Source organism: Stenotrophomonas sp. 93052_Sma, assembly GCF_056481145.1.
Genome location: NZ_CM151134.1, coordinates 3,561,208 through 3,575,544, shown reverse-complemented (window position 1 = coordinate 3,575,544; position 14,337 = coordinate 3,561,208). Strand labels below are relative to the sequence as shown.

Annotated in this window: 15 protein-coding genes and 4 pseudogenes; 9 read left to right on the top strand and 10 right to left on the bottom strand. The window is 67.0% G+C overall.

The features are described from left to right. From ACZK2V_RS16865 to ACZK2V_RS16855, 3 genes and pseudogenes are all read right to left on the bottom strand, one after another. A pseudogene (locus ACZK2V_RS16865) lies at nucleotides 1-1,564 on the bottom strand (phospholipase D-like domain-containing protein). 93 nt (nucleotides 1,565-1,657) lie between these two features. Next, on the bottom strand, nucleotides 1,658-2,356 hold the full coding sequence (locus tag ACZK2V_RS16860) for an RNA pseudouridine synthase (protein ID WP_154264151.1): 699 nt from the start codon (nucleotides 2,354-2,356) through the stop codon (nucleotides 1,658-1,660). 47 nt (nucleotides 2,357-2,403) lie between these two features. After that, nucleotides 2,404-2,904 (bottom strand): M48 family metallopeptidase, encoded by a 501-nt coding sequence (locus tag ACZK2V_RS16855; RefSeq protein WP_049421271.1) that lies wholly within the window; start codon nucleotides 2,902-2,904, stop codon nucleotides 2,404-2,406. Nucleotides 2,905-2,966: 62 nt separating this feature from the next. Here ACZK2V_RS16855 and ACZK2V_RS16850 point away from each other — a divergent pair, with 62 nt between their 5' ends. Further along, nucleotides 2,967-3,524, top strand: a complete 558-nt coding sequence (locus ACZK2V_RS16850) for a DUF2058 domain-containing protein (RefSeq protein WP_032129357.1) — start codon at nucleotides 2,967-2,969, stop codon at nucleotides 3,522-3,524. 160 nt (nucleotides 3,525-3,684) lie between these two features. After that, nucleotides 3,685-3,951, top strand: a complete 267-nt coding sequence (locus tag ACZK2V_RS16845) for a DksA/TraR family C4-type zinc finger protein (RefSeq protein ID WP_032129365.1) — start codon at nucleotides 3,685-3,687, stop codon at nucleotides 3,949-3,951. A gap of 429 nt (nucleotides 3,952-4,380) precedes the next feature. On the opposite strand, the gene ACZK2V_RS16840 is transcribed toward ACZK2V_RS16845, so the two are convergent. From ACZK2V_RS16840 to ACZK2V_RS16830, 3 genes are all read right to left on the bottom strand, one after another. Then, nucleotides 4,381-5,732, bottom strand: a protein-coding gene (locus tag ACZK2V_RS16840) for an IS3-like element ISStma2 family transposase (protein WP_486322604.1) whose coding sequence is annotated in 2 segments (ribosomal slippage) — nucleotides 4,381-5,285 and nucleotides 5,285-5,732 — 1,353 coding nt in all. Because the reading frame shifts where the segments join, the coding sequence is not laid out codon by codon here. A gap of 170 nt (nucleotides 5,733-5,902) precedes the next feature. Then, entirely contained in the window at nucleotides 5,903-6,496 is a 594-nt protein-coding gene (locus tag ACZK2V_RS16835; RefSeq protein ID WP_080291803.1) for a mechanosensitive ion channel family protein, read from the bottom strand. 35 nt (nucleotides 6,497-6,531) lie between these two features. Continuing rightward, the gene (locus ACZK2V_RS16830; protein ID WP_189720790.1) at nucleotides 6,532-6,711 is read right to left on the bottom strand and encodes a hypothetical protein; all 180 of its coding nucleotides are present in this window, start codon (nucleotides 6,709-6,711) and stop codon (nucleotides 6,532-6,534) included. Nucleotides 6,712-6,838: 127 nt separating this feature from the next. Between ACZK2V_RS16830 and ACZK2V_RS16825 the strand changes: the two genes are divergently transcribed. The 3 genes and pseudogenes from ACZK2V_RS16825 to ACZK2V_RS16815 all read left to right on the top strand — a co-directional run bounded on the left by ACZK2V_RS16825 (nucleotide 6,839) and on the right by ACZK2V_RS16815 (nucleotide 8,837). Next, the gene (locus ACZK2V_RS16825; RefSeq protein ID WP_032129359.1) at nucleotides 6,839-7,417 is read left to right on the top strand and encodes an RNA polymerase sigma factor; all 579 of its coding nucleotides are present in this window, start codon (nucleotides 6,839-6,841) and stop codon (nucleotides 7,415-7,417) included. Then, nucleotides 7,414-7,945: pseudogene (locus tag ACZK2V_RS16820) on the top strand (hypothetical protein). Before ACZK2V_RS16825 ends, ACZK2V_RS16820 begins: the two are co-directional and overlap by 4 nt. Before the next feature lie 10 nt (nucleotides 7,946-7,955). Then, nucleotides 7,956-8,837 (top strand): DUF4097 family beta strand repeat-containing protein, encoded by an 882-nt coding sequence (locus ACZK2V_RS16815; RefSeq protein WP_032129361.1) that lies wholly within the window; start codon nucleotides 7,956-7,958, stop codon nucleotides 8,835-8,837. 49 nt (nucleotides 8,838-8,886) lie between these two features. Here ACZK2V_RS16815 and ACZK2V_RS16810 read toward each other — a convergent pair whose 3' ends face one another. The 3 genes and pseudogenes from ACZK2V_RS16810 to ACZK2V_RS16800 form a co-directional block, all read right to left on the bottom strand. Next, on the bottom strand, nucleotides 8,887-9,069 hold the full coding sequence (locus tag ACZK2V_RS16810; RefSeq protein ID WP_005410566.1) for a hypothetical protein: 183 nt from the start codon (nucleotides 9,067-9,069) through the stop codon (nucleotides 8,887-8,889). Between the two features lie 11 nt (nucleotides 9,070-9,080). Further along, the gene (locus tag ACZK2V_RS16805; protein ID WP_005410565.1) at nucleotides 9,081-9,332 is read right to left on the bottom strand and encodes a YkgJ family cysteine cluster protein; all 252 of its coding nucleotides are present in this window, start codon (nucleotides 9,330-9,332) and stop codon (nucleotides 9,081-9,083) included. Nucleotides 9,333-9,603: 271 nt separating this feature from the next. Next, nucleotides 9,604-10,964: pseudogene (locus tag ACZK2V_RS16800) on the bottom strand (Hsp70 family protein). Between the two features lie 184 nt (nucleotides 10,965-11,148). On the opposite strand from ACZK2V_RS16800, the gene ACZK2V_RS16795 reads away from it, so the two are divergent. Continuing rightward, a complete protein-coding gene (locus ACZK2V_RS16795) occupies nucleotides 11,149-11,484 on the top strand; it encodes a zinc ribbon domain-containing protein YjdM (protein ID WP_010482882.1) in 336 nt (111 codons plus the stop codon). Nucleotides 11,485-11,490: 6 nt separating this feature from the next. Here ACZK2V_RS16795 and ACZK2V_RS16790 read toward each other — a convergent pair. Beyond that, a pseudogene (locus ACZK2V_RS16790) lies at nucleotides 11,491-12,644 on the bottom strand (tetratricopeptide repeat protein). Nucleotides 12,645-12,872: 228 nt separating this feature from the next. Here ACZK2V_RS16790 and ACZK2V_RS16785 point away from each other — a divergent pair. From ACZK2V_RS16785 to ACZK2V_RS16775, 3 genes are read left to right on the top strand one after another with little or no spacing between them, the layout of a single operon-like run. Next, nucleotides 12,873-13,475 (top strand): HD domain-containing protein, encoded by a 603-nt coding sequence (locus ACZK2V_RS16785; protein WP_049421037.1) that lies wholly within the window; start codon nucleotides 12,873-12,875, stop codon nucleotides 13,473-13,475. Nucleotides 13,476-13,525: 50 nt separating this feature from the next. Then, nucleotides 13,526-13,699, top strand: coding sequence for an oxidoreductase-like domain-containing protein (locus tag ACZK2V_RS16780; RefSeq protein ID WP_049398321.1), 174 nt, complete (start codon nucleotides 13,526-13,528; stop codon nucleotides 13,697-13,699). Then, nucleotides 13,696-14,313, top strand: coding sequence for a DUF998 domain-containing protein (locus tag ACZK2V_RS16775; protein ID WP_032130397.1), 618 nt, complete (start codon nucleotides 13,696-13,698; stop codon nucleotides 14,311-14,313). The genes ACZK2V_RS16780 and ACZK2V_RS16775 overlap by 4 nt, the downstream gene beginning before the upstream one ends. Nucleotides 14,314-14,337 lie beyond the last annotated feature (24 nt).

The following is a 14,337-nucleotide window of genomic DNA, read 5'->3' as shown; positions in this document are numbered from 1 at the left end:
CTACAGCTGCGATTCCACCGGCAGCCAGCTGATCACCCGCGCGGTCCAGCGCTTGCCCAGGCTGGCCCCGGGTTCGGCCTCCACCCAGTGCGGCGGTGGCTGCCGCTCCAGCCAGCGCAGGTCATCATCGCGCCCCAGCGCCAGCCACCAGCTGTGCTGCGGACCGGCCAGGCGCAGGTACTCGTCGCGCAGCTGTGCACCGAGCGCCGGGTCATCGAACAGCACGCCCATTTCGGTATTGAGGTAGGCCGAACGTGGGTCGAGGTTGAACGAACCGACGAAACCGCGGCGGTCATCGACCACGAATGCCTTGGTGTGCAGGCTGGCGCCGCTGCTGCCGAACAGGCTGGCATCCAGCTGGCCGTGTGCCTTCAGTTCGTACAGCTGCACGCCGGCCCTCAGCAGCGGCACCCGGTAGCCCATGTAACCGCCGTGTACCGCTGCCACATCGTTGGCGGCCAGTGAGTTGGTCACCACGCCCACCTGCGCGCCGCGTGCGGCCAGCGCCGACAGCGCCTCGACCCCATCGTTGCCGGGCACGAAGTAGGGCGAGATCAACAGCGCACTGCGCCGCGTGCTGCGCAACTCGTCGCTGAGACGGCTGACCAGCCAGCCGCGGCGATCGTCATCGCGGTGCTTCATCGGCGGATCGGAAGCGATGCGCACGTTCGCGCTCCAGTGCAGCGGTTCCGGGCTGGGCCGCTGCAGCGCGCGCGACTCGGCCACGCGTTGCAGGTAGGGCTGTGCCTTGGCATGCATGGCATCCAGGTCCGACTGCCGTACCAGCTGCTGCAACTGTGCATCGGTATACGAGGCCAGCGCGGAAATCGGGATCGCCGTGCTACTGTTCCAGTAGTCGTCGAAGATCTGGTTGGCCTGCTGCACGGCGGGGCCGGCCACCACCAGGTCCAGGTCCTGGAAGTTCACATCGTCGCGCGCTGAAGTATTCCTCGCCGATGTTGCGGCCACCGACGATCGCGATGCGGCCGTCGGCGATCCAGCTCTTGTTGTGCATGCGGTGGTTCACGCTGAAAGCGCGTTGCACCAGCTCCAGCGTGCGCGCGATGCCGCTGCGGTTGCGGAACGGGTTGTACAGGCGGATCTCGATGTTCGGATGCGCATCGAGTGCCATCATCAACGCGTCCTTGTCCTTGGCGTTCATGTCGTCAAGCAGGATGCGCACGCGCACGCCGCGCTCGGCGGCGTCGTACAGCGCCTTGGCCATCAGATGGCCGATCAGGTCGTCGTGCCAGATGTAGTACTGCAGGTCCAGGCTGCGGCCTGCGTGCGCGGTGATCATCGCGCGCGCGGCGAAGGCATCCATGCCATCACTGAGGAACGCCACGCCGGACTGCCCGGGGTGTGCGTCCTGCAGCGGCACGATCTGCTGGTCGATGCGGGTCTGCGCCGGCTGCAGTGGCAGCACATGCGAAGGTGCGCCCTGTGCCTGCGGGGTGAGGTGGTCGGCCAGCAGCAGCCCGGACAGGACCAGCAGCAACAGCGCGGCGAGGATGATCGCAGCGACGCGCAGCAGGCGTCGCCACAGGGGCTTGGGCAGGCTCATGCCCCGATGGTAGATCCACGCCGCGTGTGGATGAAAGCCAACAGACCTATCGCTGTAGATCCACGCCATGCGTGGATGGCAGGGACTTCGCGGTCAGAACCGCTCGTCGCTGCCCAGGTAACGCCACTGCCCCGCAGGCAGCGGTCCCAGTGCCACGCGGCCAATCCGCAGCCGACGCACGGCCGCGACCTGCAGGCCGGCAGCGGTGACCGCCACGCGCAGGCCCTTGGCCGTCAGACCCTTGCCGGCGAAGCGCAGGCGCTGCTCGCTCTGCCAGCTGACCTTGGCGCCGCCCGATTCCTGCTGCAGCCGCGCCATCAGCCACGGGCCGCGCTCGGGACCGCCTTCGGCCACTTCGATCAGGTATTCCTGTTCGGTGCGGCCCAGATTGCGCTGCAGATGGGCCAGCGTGGCCGGGTCCTGGCTGACCACCACCAGGCCGCTGTCGCTGGCCGGAAGCGAGGCGGCCAGCTGCAGGCCGTGGAAGTGACGCTGAAGCGGACGGATGTCGCTGGCATCAAGTTCGCTGCGGCTGTCACTGCTGACCAGCGCACACAGGGTTTCAGCGGCAACGCCTGCCGGCTTGTGCAGCAGCATGCTGGCCCGCTCGGCCTTTTCATCGCTGGCCTGCTCGGCCACGACGATCACCGCGCTGTCATCGACCGGGCGCTGCGGCTGCTCGACCACCTCGCCATTGACGCTGACCCAGCCGCCTTCGATGTAGCGCCGCGCTTCACCGCGCGGGATGCCGAGCAGGGCGGACAGGCGTTTGTCGAGACGGATCGGTTCCATGGCGGAAAGGTCAGGCAGGGGGCGCGCAGTGTAGCCGCTGCGGCCGGTCAGCGCTGGCCGCGGTTGGCCAGCTCGGTCAGGTACAGGCGGGTATCGAACTCAAGCTGCAGGTACTCCGGCTCCATGTGCTGGCACAGCTGGTAGAAGGCCTTGTTGTGATCGGCTTCCTTCAGGTGGGCCAGTTCATGCACCACGATCATGCGCAGGAACGCCGCTGGTGCTTGGCGGAACACGGTGGCGATGCGGATCTCGCGGCTGGCCCTGAGGCGGCCGCCGTGCACGCGGGAGATGGCGGTATGGGTGCCCAGCGCGTGCTTGATCACTTCCAGCGTGTTGTCGTAGCAGACCTTGTTGAGCGGCACCGACTTGCGCAGGTAGCGGTCCTTCAGCTCCTGCGTGTAGTCGTACAACTGGCGGTCGCTGCGCACCTCGTGCGGATCGGGATAGCGCTGCTGCAGCCAGGGGCCGAGCTTGCCCTGCGCCAGCAGTTCACTGACCTGGGCGACCAGGGGTTCGGGATAGCCGGTGAGGTACTTCAGGACTGCCATGCAGGGGCGGCGGGGCGTCGGTAGAATGGGGCATCCAAGATTACACGCGGTACGCATCGACCATGGCAAAGCCCAACGCGCTGCAGGAACAATTGCTCAAGGCCGGCCTGGCCAAGAAGTCGCAGGCCAGCGCTGCCGCGAGCGCGCAGGCCAAGGCCCGGCAGGGCAAGGCCGAATCGACCTCGGCCGATGTCCAGCGCGAGGCTGAACGGGCCCGCGCCGAGAAGGTCGAGCGCGACCGCGCACTGGCCGCCGAGCGCAATGCCCAGGCCAGGCAGGCTGAACAGAAGGCCCAGGCCCGGCAGATCATCACGGCCCACGCCGTGCCTCACAAGGGCGACGACGAGTACCGTTTCAGCGATGGCGCGGCGATCCGCACCCTGCTGATCGACCCCAAGCTGCGCAAGGCGCTGTCGGTGGGCGTGCTGGTCATCGTTGCCCACGGCGAGGGCTACGCCCTGCTGCCGCGCGCCGCTGCCGAAAAAGTGCGTGAACGCGCGCCCGAGGCGATCATCGTCGACCACGGCCAGCCGGGCTCGACCGCCGAGATCTCCACCGGCAATGCCGAGGACGACGCCTACTACGCGCAGTTCCAGGTGCCGGACGACCTGGTCTGGTAAGCCAAAAAGGGGACGGAGGGGATTAAGCCGCAAATGGCCTGCTCCGGCCCGTCTGCCTTCTGCTCAGCTTGCTGAAGGCCTGCCGGTCATGGCTCGGCGCTACCGTTTACTGCGCGGTGTATTGTCCCCATATCAGGCGACACACCTGCGGAGGATGGCCATGGCCACCGGTTGGGCGGGAGACGGCGCGGTCCAGGACCAGATCGACGCCACCGTCGACGATGCGATCGCCCGCGCGCGGCGCCAGCTGCGCGAGGGGCCTGGTCTGGAACATTGTGAGGAATGCGACGCGCCGATCCCGTTGGCGCGGCGCCAGGCCGTGCCCGGGGTACGGCTGTGCGTGGCGTGCCAGCAGGCGCATGACGACGAAGCGCAGGCGCATGCCGGCTACAACCGGCGTGGCAGCAAGGACAGCCAGTTGAGGTAAAGGTTGTTCGGCAGGGCTTGCAGCCCTGCACCTGCCGAAGCCTTCAAGCCAAGGCAACAGCAACAGCAAAAGCTGGCATTCCGTGGGGGGGGCGGGGCGGTGTCGGAGTGCGGGGACGCCGCAAGTACGTCCTTGTAGGCTTGGCAGCCGCATCCATGCGGCTGACACCCCGCAATCCGACACCGCCCCACCTCTGACAGATCCCCGCGATCGGGTAGATCCACGCCATGCGTGGATGAAATCTGTCAGATATCGATAGTCAAATTGGGGTCAGAGCCCGTTGCGCAGCAACGGGATCCGACCCAGTGCCGTTCCTGTAGATCGCGGAAATCTGTCGAAGGCGGGGTGGGTCCGGTGGCGGGAGTGTCAGCCGCATGGATGCGGCTGCCAAGCCCCCAGGGTGAAGTGCCCCCCGAGACTTGGACGGGGTCAGGCGGCCGATTGGGCCTGCTCCCGGTACTTTACCGGGCTCAGACCTTTCAGTTTCAGTTTGATGCGTTCTTCGTTGTAGTACTGGATGTATTCCACCAGCCCAGCCTCCAGACTCTCGAGGCTGTCAAAGCTGTTCAGGTAGAAGAATTCCGACTTCAGCGTTCCAAAGAAGCTCTCCATCGCCGCATTGTCCAGGCAGTTGCCGCGCCGGGACATGCTTTGCTTCAACGAGTGCTTTTCCAGCATGTGCCGGTAGTTTTCATGCTGGTACTGCCAGCCCTGGTCGGAGTGGATCATGGGGCGCTCATCCGGGGCAAGCTTCTTGATGGCCTCCTCCAGCATTTGACCCACCAGATCAAATACGGGCCGACGCTTGATCTGATAAGCCACGATTTCGCCGTTGTAGAGGTCCATGATCGGCGACAGGTACAGCTTCCTGCCCTGCACCTTGAACTCGGTCACGTCAGTCACCCACTTCTGGTTGGGCCGCTCGGCATGGAACTGGCGATTGAGGTCATTGCCAACCACAACATTGGCCGCCCCCTTGAAGGCCTGGTAGCGCTTCACACGCACCCGCGATTTCAGTCCCATCTCCCCCAACAGGCGCTGAACCCGCTTGTGATTGGTCCGATGACCCTGATTGGCCAATTCCAGCGTCACCGTGCGATAGCCATAGCGCCCTTGGCTTTGATCGTAGATTGCACGGATGCGCTCGCACAGGGCTGCCTCATCCTGATCCGGATGGGCCAGGACATGGTTCTGGTAATAGAACGTACTGCGTGACAGCTCAGCTGCTTCGAGCAGAAGCGACAGCGTATGAACCTGCCTCAATCCTTGGACGGCTTGCGCTTTGCGTCCTGCGCCGCCTGCTCTTCCCGGATCAAGGCATCGAGTTTTTTTAGGTAGTCGGTCTCCGCACGCAGATAGGCGACTTCCTTGAGCAGCTCATCGCGGCTCATATCTTCAGGCGGCTTGGACGAACGGGTCTTTTTCATCGGCTTTCGGGGCGGCGGCGGAGGGGGTGCCAACGCTTGGGCACCGCCTTGAGCATACAGGCGCCGCCATCGCCCCACCGCGCCGGCATCGCCAATTTGAAAGTAGGTGGTGGCCTCCCGCCCGGACATGCCGTCCTGGCTCATTTTCTCCAGGACAGCCAGCTTGAACGGGAGGTCATAGGACCGGGCCTGGCGATGAAATCCCCGCCAACCATGCAGCCGATAGGTCGCCACCCAGCGCCTGACCGTGGAGAACTCCAGGCCGTGGCGACGGGCAATGGCTTTGACCGATGTGGAGGTCTTGCAGGCCTCTTTGGCGACCTGCAGTTTGAAACGCGCGTCGTATTTGTTCATGTATCCTCGGGGTTGGATCTGGTGTCCAACTCCCGGGGGGCACTTCAAGGATGGGTTTACGGCGTCTCCCGCCACCGGACCCACCCCGCTATCCCACGGATAGCACGCTTTCGCCGTTGCCGTTGCTCCAAGCAGGTGCAGGGCTGCAAGCCCTGCCGAAACCCCCACCCTCAGCCGTCGCCCTGGATGCCGCCGGGGGCCTGCGCCGGGTCACGCCAGCGGCGCACCGTGCGCTGGAAGAACAGGTTGTTCGGCAGCTGCAGCACCGTGCCCTCGTGGCCGTCGCCGGTCTCCTGCAGCGTGGTGTAGATCAGGTTCACGTCGATCACCCGGCCCTTCAGGCCCGGCTTCTCGCCGTTTTCCAGCACCTCGATGTAGTCGTGCAGGCGGAACGGGCGGGTGGTGAAGATCAGCAGCGTGCAGAAGATGTTGGACAGCACGCTCCACGCCGCGAAGAAGGCCACCGCGCCCACGGCTGCAAAGCCGGTGAACGCGGTCCACAACACCGACGGCTTCGCGCCGAGCAGGCTGAGGATGTACAGCAGGGCACTGAAATAGACCACGAAACTGGTGATCCGGCGCGCACCCATCACCATCTCTGGCGGCAGCGTGTAGTGCTCGGCGAAGCGGCGGATCAGGCGACGGGCGAGCACGCGCAGGAGCCATGCGACCAGCAGCACCAGTACGATCTGCAGCGCCACGCCGGCGTAGTTCAACCACGGGTGGGTCCAGGCGGGCAGGTGATCCTTCAGCGACAACATCATGGGGCGAAAACAGGCGGCGGGAACGGCCCCTGATGTTACCCGGCGCGTGCGGGGGATTCGACCGCCGGGTTCCAGGCCACGCACAACAGCTCCTGGCGGTGCTGCTGCAGGCAGGCGCGGCCATTGTCGGGACGCAGCTGCAGTGACAGGCCCAGCGCCTGCAGCAGGACACAGGCGGTGATCACCAGCAGGGCGGCGCAGGATGGGCTGGACATGGCAGGACTCCTGGACGGCAATTTCGCGAAGGACCTTTCATGGATGCAGCAGCCACCCAAAAGGTTGCATGCCATCGATCATCGATCGGCTCTAAACCTTTTTCCCGGGTCGCCGCATCCAAGCGATATGCTCGACACCACCATGCCCGCGCCGCCTGCCGCCAACGACGCCGTCGATGAACCCGCCCTGGTGCGGGCGGCGGCCGCCGGTGATACCGCTGCCTATGAACTGCTGTACCGGCGCCACGCGCCCCGTGTATTCGCTGTGCTGTGGCGGCTGTGTGGCGGCCAGCAGGCACGCGCCGAGGACGCGCTGCAGGAAGCGTTCCTGCAGGCGTGGAAGGCGCTGCCGGGCTTCCGTTTCGAGAGCAGCCTGTCGACCTGGCTGCACCGGCTGGGCGTCAACGCGGCACTGATGGAGCTGCGCGGACGTGCGGGCGGGCAGGATCACGACAGCCTCGACGAAGTGGACGGAGGGTTGCAGGAGCTGGCAGTGCACGATCGTTGCGCCGGCACCGAACGCGACCTCGAACGGGCACTGTCGACACTGCCGCCACGGGCACGTGCGGTACTGGTACTGCACGACATCGAAGGCTGGAAACACCAGGAAATCGCCGAACAGCTGCAGATGGCCGTCGGCAGTTCCAAGGCACAGTTGCATCGTGCGCGCGGCCTGTTGCGCGCACGGCTGGGAGACATGACATGAGTACACACGACCACGATTCCGACCACGATCTGCTGGCCCGGCTGCGCGCTGCCGACCGAACGCGGCGTACCCACCGATGGCTGGGCACGCCTGTCGGCGCAGCTGCCGCCGCGTGAACCGCAGGCGGCACCTGCGCCGGGCGACAACGTGGTGGCCCTGCCGATCCGCTCGCGGCGTCGCTGGTGGCTGCCGGTCGGTGCGGCATTGGCGGCCAGCCTGGCGCTCTACGCGGTGGCACCGTGGCGGCATGCGCAGCCGGAGGTGCCGGTACCTTCAGCGCTGCAGCTGCAGGCGGCGGCGATGACCGAGCAGTACCAGCAGGCCGTCGCTTCGCTGCCCGATGGACGGGCGCCGGAATGGCAGCCGGCGCTGCACGAACTGGATGAAAGCGCAGCGCAGATCCGTGCCGCCCTGGCGCAGGACCCGCGTGCGCCGCACCTGCTTGGCCAGCTCAAGCGCACCTATGCGCTGCGGCTGGAACTGACCCGGCAGGCGGCCTATGCCGCCGAGTCCGGCTTGACGACCTGAGGAGACCCCCATGACCCGAACCCTGATTTCCTGCTGTGTCGCGCTGCTGCTGGCCCCTGCCGTGGCGCTGGCCGACACCCGCATTGACGAGCGCCACACTCTGGCCGCGGGCGGTCGCATCGAGCTGAGCAATGTGGCCGGCAAGGTGACCGTGCGTGGCTGGGACCGCAATGACGTGCAGCTCACCGGCACGCTCAGCGACGGCCTGCAGCTGCGTCAGGAGAAAAGTGCCAACCGTGTGCGCTGGGAGATCGAATACCCGCGCCGCAGCAGCAATGGTGGCGCGACGCTGGTACTGAACGTGCCGCGCTCGGTGGAGCTGCTGCTGAGCACGGTCAGCGCCAGTCAGGACATCAGTGGCATCGATGTGCGACGGCTGCAGGCCGACACGGTCAGCGGCAGCCTGAGCGCGGCTGGCCGCAGTGGCGACAGCAAGCTCAACACGGTCAGTGGCAGCGTCAGCGCACGCCTGCAGACGCCGAAGCTGGACGTGAACACGGTCAGTGGCCGGATCGAGGCCGGCGGCGGCGTGTCCGGTGATATCGGTGCGCAGACGGTGTCCGGCCGGGTCGAGGTGGACGCCGGGCGCGTGCAGCGGCTGGCGGTGGAGACCGTCTCGGGCAGCATCGATCTGGCAGCGGCCGGGTTGGCTCCCGGCGGCCGCATCAACGTCGAATCGGTCAGTGCCTCGGTCACGCTGAGCCTGCCGCGCACGGTGTCGGCACAGCTGTCGGTGAACAGCTTCAGTGGTTCGATCAACAGTGACGCCGGGCAGGTGGAGCGGCCGCGCTATGGGCCGGGCAGCCACCTCGATACGCGTCTGGGCGGCGGTGATGGTGACATCCGCATCCAGTCGCATTCGGGCAGTGTGCGGGTACGCCTGGACCGCTGAACGCGATCCGGCAGGCCGCGGCGGCAGCGCCGCCGCGGTCGGTACTGGGTCAGCTGGCTTTCTTCAGCGCCCAGGTGGTGCCGAGGACTTCGATCTTGCCACCGGCCTTGCGGAACGCTGCCAGGTCCGAAGCGATCGAATCGCTGCTGACCACAGTGCTGGCGGCCGCGCCCTTGCGTTCGCTGCGGATGCTGTTGCTGGCCTTCGCGGGGGTCTTTGCCTTGCGGGGCATGGTTGCTCCTGTCAGGTGGAAGGGGAGGAAAGCGCCCAGGCATCGGCCTGGCGCAGGTAGTCCTGCCGCTCGCGGCGGCAGTCATCGCCGCCCATCGAAAACTGGCGGCAGATCGCCGGGCGCTGCGAATAGATCGTGCAGCGCAGGTGATAGGGATCGATCGCCGCGCACCAGCCTTCCTCGTTGCGCGCCATCACGGCACGGCCGTGGGTGTCGCGTGACAGGAACTGGCCGGGCACGTGGTCGCCGGGCTGCAGCAGCACGGGCAGCCGGCAACAGACCGCGTCACAACGGCGGCAGTCGATGGGTGCAGGTGCTGCGTCAGGTTGTAAGGCCACAGGGGCCTGGCGGGTGCCCAAAGCGGGTCTCGATGGCGGCTCAGGTGCTGCGCGGACCATGAACGAGCCAGGAAGGCATGGCCGCTAGGCCCGCGGGGCGGGCCAGGCTGCACTGTGGACACACACCGGCGTGGCCGGCGGAAGGTGCAGCGTGGTTCTAGCCGACCAAGAGTAACTTAGACCGCGTAACGTTTTGTTAATCCTGGCTGGCTGCCGCCAGCGCAAGGCCCTGGACCACGCCCAGCGAGGGCTCGCCGTGGACCATGCGGGCCCCCGGGAAGGCCTCGGCCACGGCCTGGCGCAGGTAGCCGGCACGGGACATGCCACCGGTCAGGAACACCGCGTCCGGGTCGCCGCCGATGTCGCTGCGGACCTGGGCCAGCAGCTCGCGGATCTGCTCCAGGTAGCCATGGGCGGCGGCGGCCAGGCCGTCGGCGCTGCTGTCGGCATGCAGGTCGCGGGCGATGTAGTCCAGCGTGCTGCGGTGCTCGCTGGCGGCGCTGAGGGCAATCTTGGCGCGTTCGACATCGCGGTACAGGCGGGCGGTATTGCCGGTGTCCTGCAGGGCCTGCAGGCGGCGCGCCCCACGGGTCGTCGACGTGATCGTATTTGTGCTGGCGGAAGTCGCGCTGGCGCGTCATGTCCTGCACGGTGGCGGCTTCCACGTAGTGGTGGGCGGGCACGCGGGTGATGCCGCGGCCGAACAGCGGCATGTAGCTGGACAGGCTCAGCGCCAGATCGATGTCGGTACCGCCACGGGCGATACCCCAGGCGCGGTGGATGCGCGGCGCAGCATCGCCACCAACCTCGGCGTGGGCGATATCGGTGGTACCGCCGCCGATGTCAACGATCACCGCCTGGTGCCGCTCGCGGCTTTCGGCGTGGTAATGCATGGCCGCCGCGGCCGGTTCCTCGAGGAAATCGATCTGGTCGAAACCGGCCTGGGTGGCGGCTTCGCGCAGGATGTCCAGTGCCTGATCGTTGCCGGCCGCGCCGATCGAGCTGCGGAACTGCACCGGGCGGCCGAGCAGGGCGGCACGCAGCGGCTGGCCAAGCTGGGCGCTGGCGGTCAGGCGGATGTGCTCGAGGATGTGCGCGGCGATGCCGGTGATGGTCTGCTTCGCGCGCGGGTGCAGGTTGTAGCCCAGCATCGACTTCGGGCTCTGCACCAGGTTGCCTTCGTGTTCCTCGAAATAGGCTTCCAGCGCGTCGTCGCCGTAGACCGCGTTCTGCAGCAGGTCGCTGGCGCTGCGCTCCTTGCCGGCGCGGGCTTCCATCCATTCCCGGCGCAGTGCGCGCAGGGCTTCGCGGCGCAGCGCCTGCGGCGTGCGTTCCTGGCCGGCGGCGCGGGCCGCGCGCGGCGCTGTCGATCATCTGCTGCAGCTCGTGTTCCTGGCCGGCGTCGAGCTGGAAGTCGTCCGGGTCGGGCACCACGCCAGGGAAGTACACGCTGGTGCGGAACTGCTCGGCGTCGCCGAAGCGGATCGGCAGCAGTTTCCCCTCATGCACGATGGCGGCGGCGGAGTTGCTGGTACCGAAGTCGATGCCGAGGCGCATGGGGAGTTCCGGGGGCGATCAGGGGCCGCGCACTCTGCTGCAGTTCGTCGCCGACTGCAAGTTCCCGTCGCTTGCCGGTGTGGAACGAGTCAAGGAGTTTCCCGGGCACCACCCCCGAAAAGAGAGGGGGGAAGGGCTGGGCGGTTACAATGGCGGCTGTTGATTCACTTTGAGGTACTTGCTGATGTCTTCTGCCCCCGCCTGCCCGCAGTGCACCCTGGAAAACACCTACGCCGATGGTGCGCTGTGGATCTGCGCCGACTGCGGTTTCGAATGGACCGCCGAGGAAAGCGCCGGTTCCACCCTGGTCGTGCGTGACAGCAACGGCAACACCCTGCAGGCCGGCGACACCGTCACCGTGATCAAGGACCTGAAGGTCAAGGGCTCCTCGATCCCGCTCAAGCAGGGCACCGTGATCCGCAACATCCGCCTGGTCGAGGATGACGCCGAGCACATCGAAGGCAACTCGGACAAGATCAAGGGTCTGGTCCTGAAGACCTGCTTCCTCAAGAAGGCCTGATCGCCTTCAGCGCTTGGCCTGCTGCTGCGCGCGCCAGCGGGCCAGGCTGTCCAGCTTGGCCTGGTAGCGCGCCTGCTCCGGCGCGCCCCCAGTTCCTGCGCACGCAGCAGTTCGCGATCGGCGCGCTTGAGCTGGCCAGCCAGGAAATAGACGCGTGCCAGCCCGAAGTGGAACTGATGCGCGGTGTCATACAGGCGCACGGCCTGCCGGTAATAGCGGATCGCCTGGTCCAGCTGGCCGGCACGTTCGGCCTTGGCGCCGAACATGTACTGCGCGAACGGGTCTTCGCGCTGCACCGACTTCAATCGGCGCTCAAGTGACTGCGCCTGCGCGGTCAAGCCCAGGCTGCGGAACAGCGCGGAGGCATTGGTCAGTGCGGCATCCTGGCGGCCTTCCAGCTGCAGCGATCGGTCCAGCGCCTGCCGCGCCGCCTCGTTGTTGCCTTCGCGGTGGTCGAGCACGCCGAGGTTGTTCCACACCGGAGCGAACCCGCTGTCCTGAGCCAGGGACGCGTCGAAGAATGCACGCGCGCCGACGAAATCACCGTCGGCGAGGCGCTCTGCACCCCGGTTGTTGTAGAAGTGCGCCAACGCCCGCGCACGGCTGACGGGAACCGGGCCGCGGCGGTCATAGAGCACATTGCGGTCCAGATCGACGGTACCGAAACGCCCACCGACGTCGACACCGGCGTTGACGTGGCCGACGCTGTAGACCACGCCCGCGTCCTGGTCCTGGTACCAGGACACCACCTGCCCAACTTCCTGCACGCGGGCCTGGATGCCAGCCTCCCGCGCAAGCGTCACGAACAGCAGGGTGAAGGCCAGGCAGTTGGCGCGGCGGTGCTGCCAGATATCGCTGACGGTGTAGGTCGCATTGGCGTCGTACTGCAGGTCCAGCCCGTGCTGGTCGAAGATCATCTCCACGAGCGCCTGCAGCCGCTGGTCGCGGGAGTAGCTGCGCTGGATCACCTGCTTCTGGAGCATCGCACGCAGGTCCGCGGGAATGGCGAACACTTCTTCCGGGGTCGGCACACGTGCGGCCGACACGGTGATGGTCGGGGTCGTCACCACATCGGCGGGCGGTGCCTGGCCTGCGCTGAAGGCAGGAGCACAGAAGGCCAGCAGCGAAAGAGAGAGGCAATGGGCGGCAGAACGGTACATGACGGTTCCCGGCAGCGGCGGGCGCTCCCGCCTGTGGCGAGTGTATGCCCATGGATGTCCGGCTGCAGCGACTGTTGGTCGGCGCCGCGTTCATCCACAACCGGTGTGGACCAGCGCTCGACAAAGCTGTGGACAACTGGCTCCGGGCCCCGCCCGGCAAGCGTTGTGAGTGCGTGGTGAAAAAACCGCCAGCTTGCCCGGCGCCGGCACAGGCGGGATGATCCGGTCATGGACTTCTCACCGCTGACGCTTGCCCCGGCGCAGTGGCAGGCGCTGCAGGACAGCTATGCAACGCCGCCACGGGCCTACCACCACTTCGGCCATGTGCGCGCGGTGCTGCAGCATTGCCAGGATGTCGCCGACGGCCCCGGCTGGAAGCAGCCGGCCGAGATCTATCTGGCCGTGCTCTATCACGATGCGATCTACCAGGCGGGGCGCAAGGACAACGAGGCGCGTTCGGCGCAGCTGGCTTTGCAGGCGATCACACAGGCGCCAGAGCTTGCCACTGTCGACGCCGCTCGCGTGGAGCAATTGATCCTGCTGACCGCCCGCCACGGCGCGCTTGGTCCGGAGGATGTGGATGCCGAGGCGGCGCTGTTCCTGGACTGCGACATGGCGATCCTGGCCGCGCCGGAACCGGTGTTCGCTGCCTATGACCGTGGCGTGGCCGAAGAATACAAAGGGGTGGTGCCGGGCTTCCTGTACCGTGCCGGCCGTCGCCGCTTCCTGCAGGGCCTGCTGCGCGCTCCGCGGATCTTCCTCAGCGAGTTCTTCCACCAGCGCCTGGACGCGGCCGCCCGTGACAACCTGCGACGTCAGCTGGGCGTTTGAGCCGGCCCGGTACACTGGTGACCTGTTTCCAATGATTGCCGTTTCCGACCGTGTCCGTCCCTGATCCCGATCCCCGCCCGCTGCCACCGGAAGAACCCGGCCCCAACGAATGCTGCGGCAGTGGTTGCCCGCTGTGTGTGCTGGACCTGTATTCCGATGAGCTGCAGCGCTACCGCAAGGCGCTGGCCGAGTGGAAGACGCGGCATCCAGAGGCCGCACCATGAGCCGTGCACGCCCGGCGGCGGTGCTGGCGCTGGTGGCACTGGTGCTGTTCGTGGCCACCGCGCTGTGGACCCAGGTTGCGCGCAGTGATCTGGACTGGGTGCGGGCGACCTTGAGCCTGTACCTGCACGGGCCGTGGGGGCTGGCATTGCGCGCTGCCTACTGCCTGCTGGCGCTGGCCATTGCGGCGCTTGGCATTGCGCTGTATCGCGGCAGCATCGGCCCGCGGCGCAGTGCGGCGGCACCATTGCTGTTCACGGTTTCCGCGCTGGGGCTGGCGACGGTCGCCATCGGCGACAGCTGGCTGCCTGAAGCAACACCGCTGCTGGCACCGTTCATCCATGGGCTGGCAGCCAACACGGCGTTCCTGTGTGCCAGCGTCGGCATGCTGCTGCAGGCCTGGTATCTGCGCCGCGAACCGGGTTGGCAGTCCGCTGCGGGCCTGCTCTGGGGCTGGGCATGGCTGGCCTTTGTGCTGCTGTGGCTGCATGTGCTGTGGCGTGGTGGACCACCGCGTGGGCTGGGACAGAAAGTGGTGATCGCGGTGATCGTTGGCTGGCTGCTGTATCTGGCGATGGCGCTGTACCGTCGCAGCCGTCGGGCCGCAGCCCACTGAATCCCCAACGGCCTGCGCCGGTAC

Bases quoted from the DNA above. Each gene is read 5' to 3' on its own strand.
- ACZK2V_RS16830 (WP_189720790.1), bottom strand. From the start codon at position 6,711: ATGTCCAGCCCATCCTGCGCCGCCCTGCTGGTGATCACCGCCTGTGTC.
- ACZK2V_RS16810 (WP_005410566.1), bottom strand. From the start codon at position 9,069: ATGCCCCGCAAGGCAAAGACCCCCGCGAAGGCCAGCAACAGCATCCGC.
- ACZK2V_RS16825 (WP_032129359.1), top strand. From the start codon at position 6,839: ATGCTCGACACCACCATGCCCGCGCCGCCTGCCGCCAACGACGCCGTC.
- ACZK2V_RS16860 (WP_154264151.1), bottom strand. From the start codon at position 2,356: ATGGAACCGATCCGTCTCGACAAACGCCTGTCCGCCCTGCTCGGCATC.
- ACZK2V_RS16775 (WP_032130397.1), top strand. From the start codon at position 13,696: ATGAGCCGTGCACGCCCGGCGGCGGTGCTGGCGCTGGTGGCACTGGTG.
- ACZK2V_RS16815 (WP_032129361.1), top strand. From the start codon at position 7,956: ATGACCCGAACCCTGATTTCCTGCTGTGTCGCGCTGCTGCTGGCCCCT.
- ACZK2V_RS16795 (WP_010482882.1), top strand. From the start codon at position 11,149: ATGTCTTCTGCCCCCGCCTGCCCGCAGTGCACCCTGGAAAACACCTAC.
- ACZK2V_RS16855 (WP_049421271.1), bottom strand. From the start codon at position 2,904: ATGGCAGTCCTGAAGTACCTCACCGGCTATCCCGAACCCCTGGTCGCC.
- ACZK2V_RS16835 (WP_080291803.1), bottom strand. From the start codon at position 6,496: ATGATGTTGTCGCTGAAGGATCACCTGCCCGCCTGGACCCACCCGTGG.
- ACZK2V_RS16785 (WP_049421037.1), top strand. From the start codon at position 12,873: ATGGACTTCTCACCGCTGACGCTTGCCCCGGCGCAGTGGCAGGCGCTG.
- ACZK2V_RS16845 (WP_032129365.1), top strand. From the start codon at position 3,685: ATGGCCACCGGTTGGGCGGGAGACGGCGCGGTCCAGGACCAGATCGAC.
- ACZK2V_RS16850 (WP_032129357.1), top strand. From the start codon at position 2,967: ATGGCAAAGCCCAACGCGCTGCAGGAACAATTGCTCAAGGCCGGCCTG.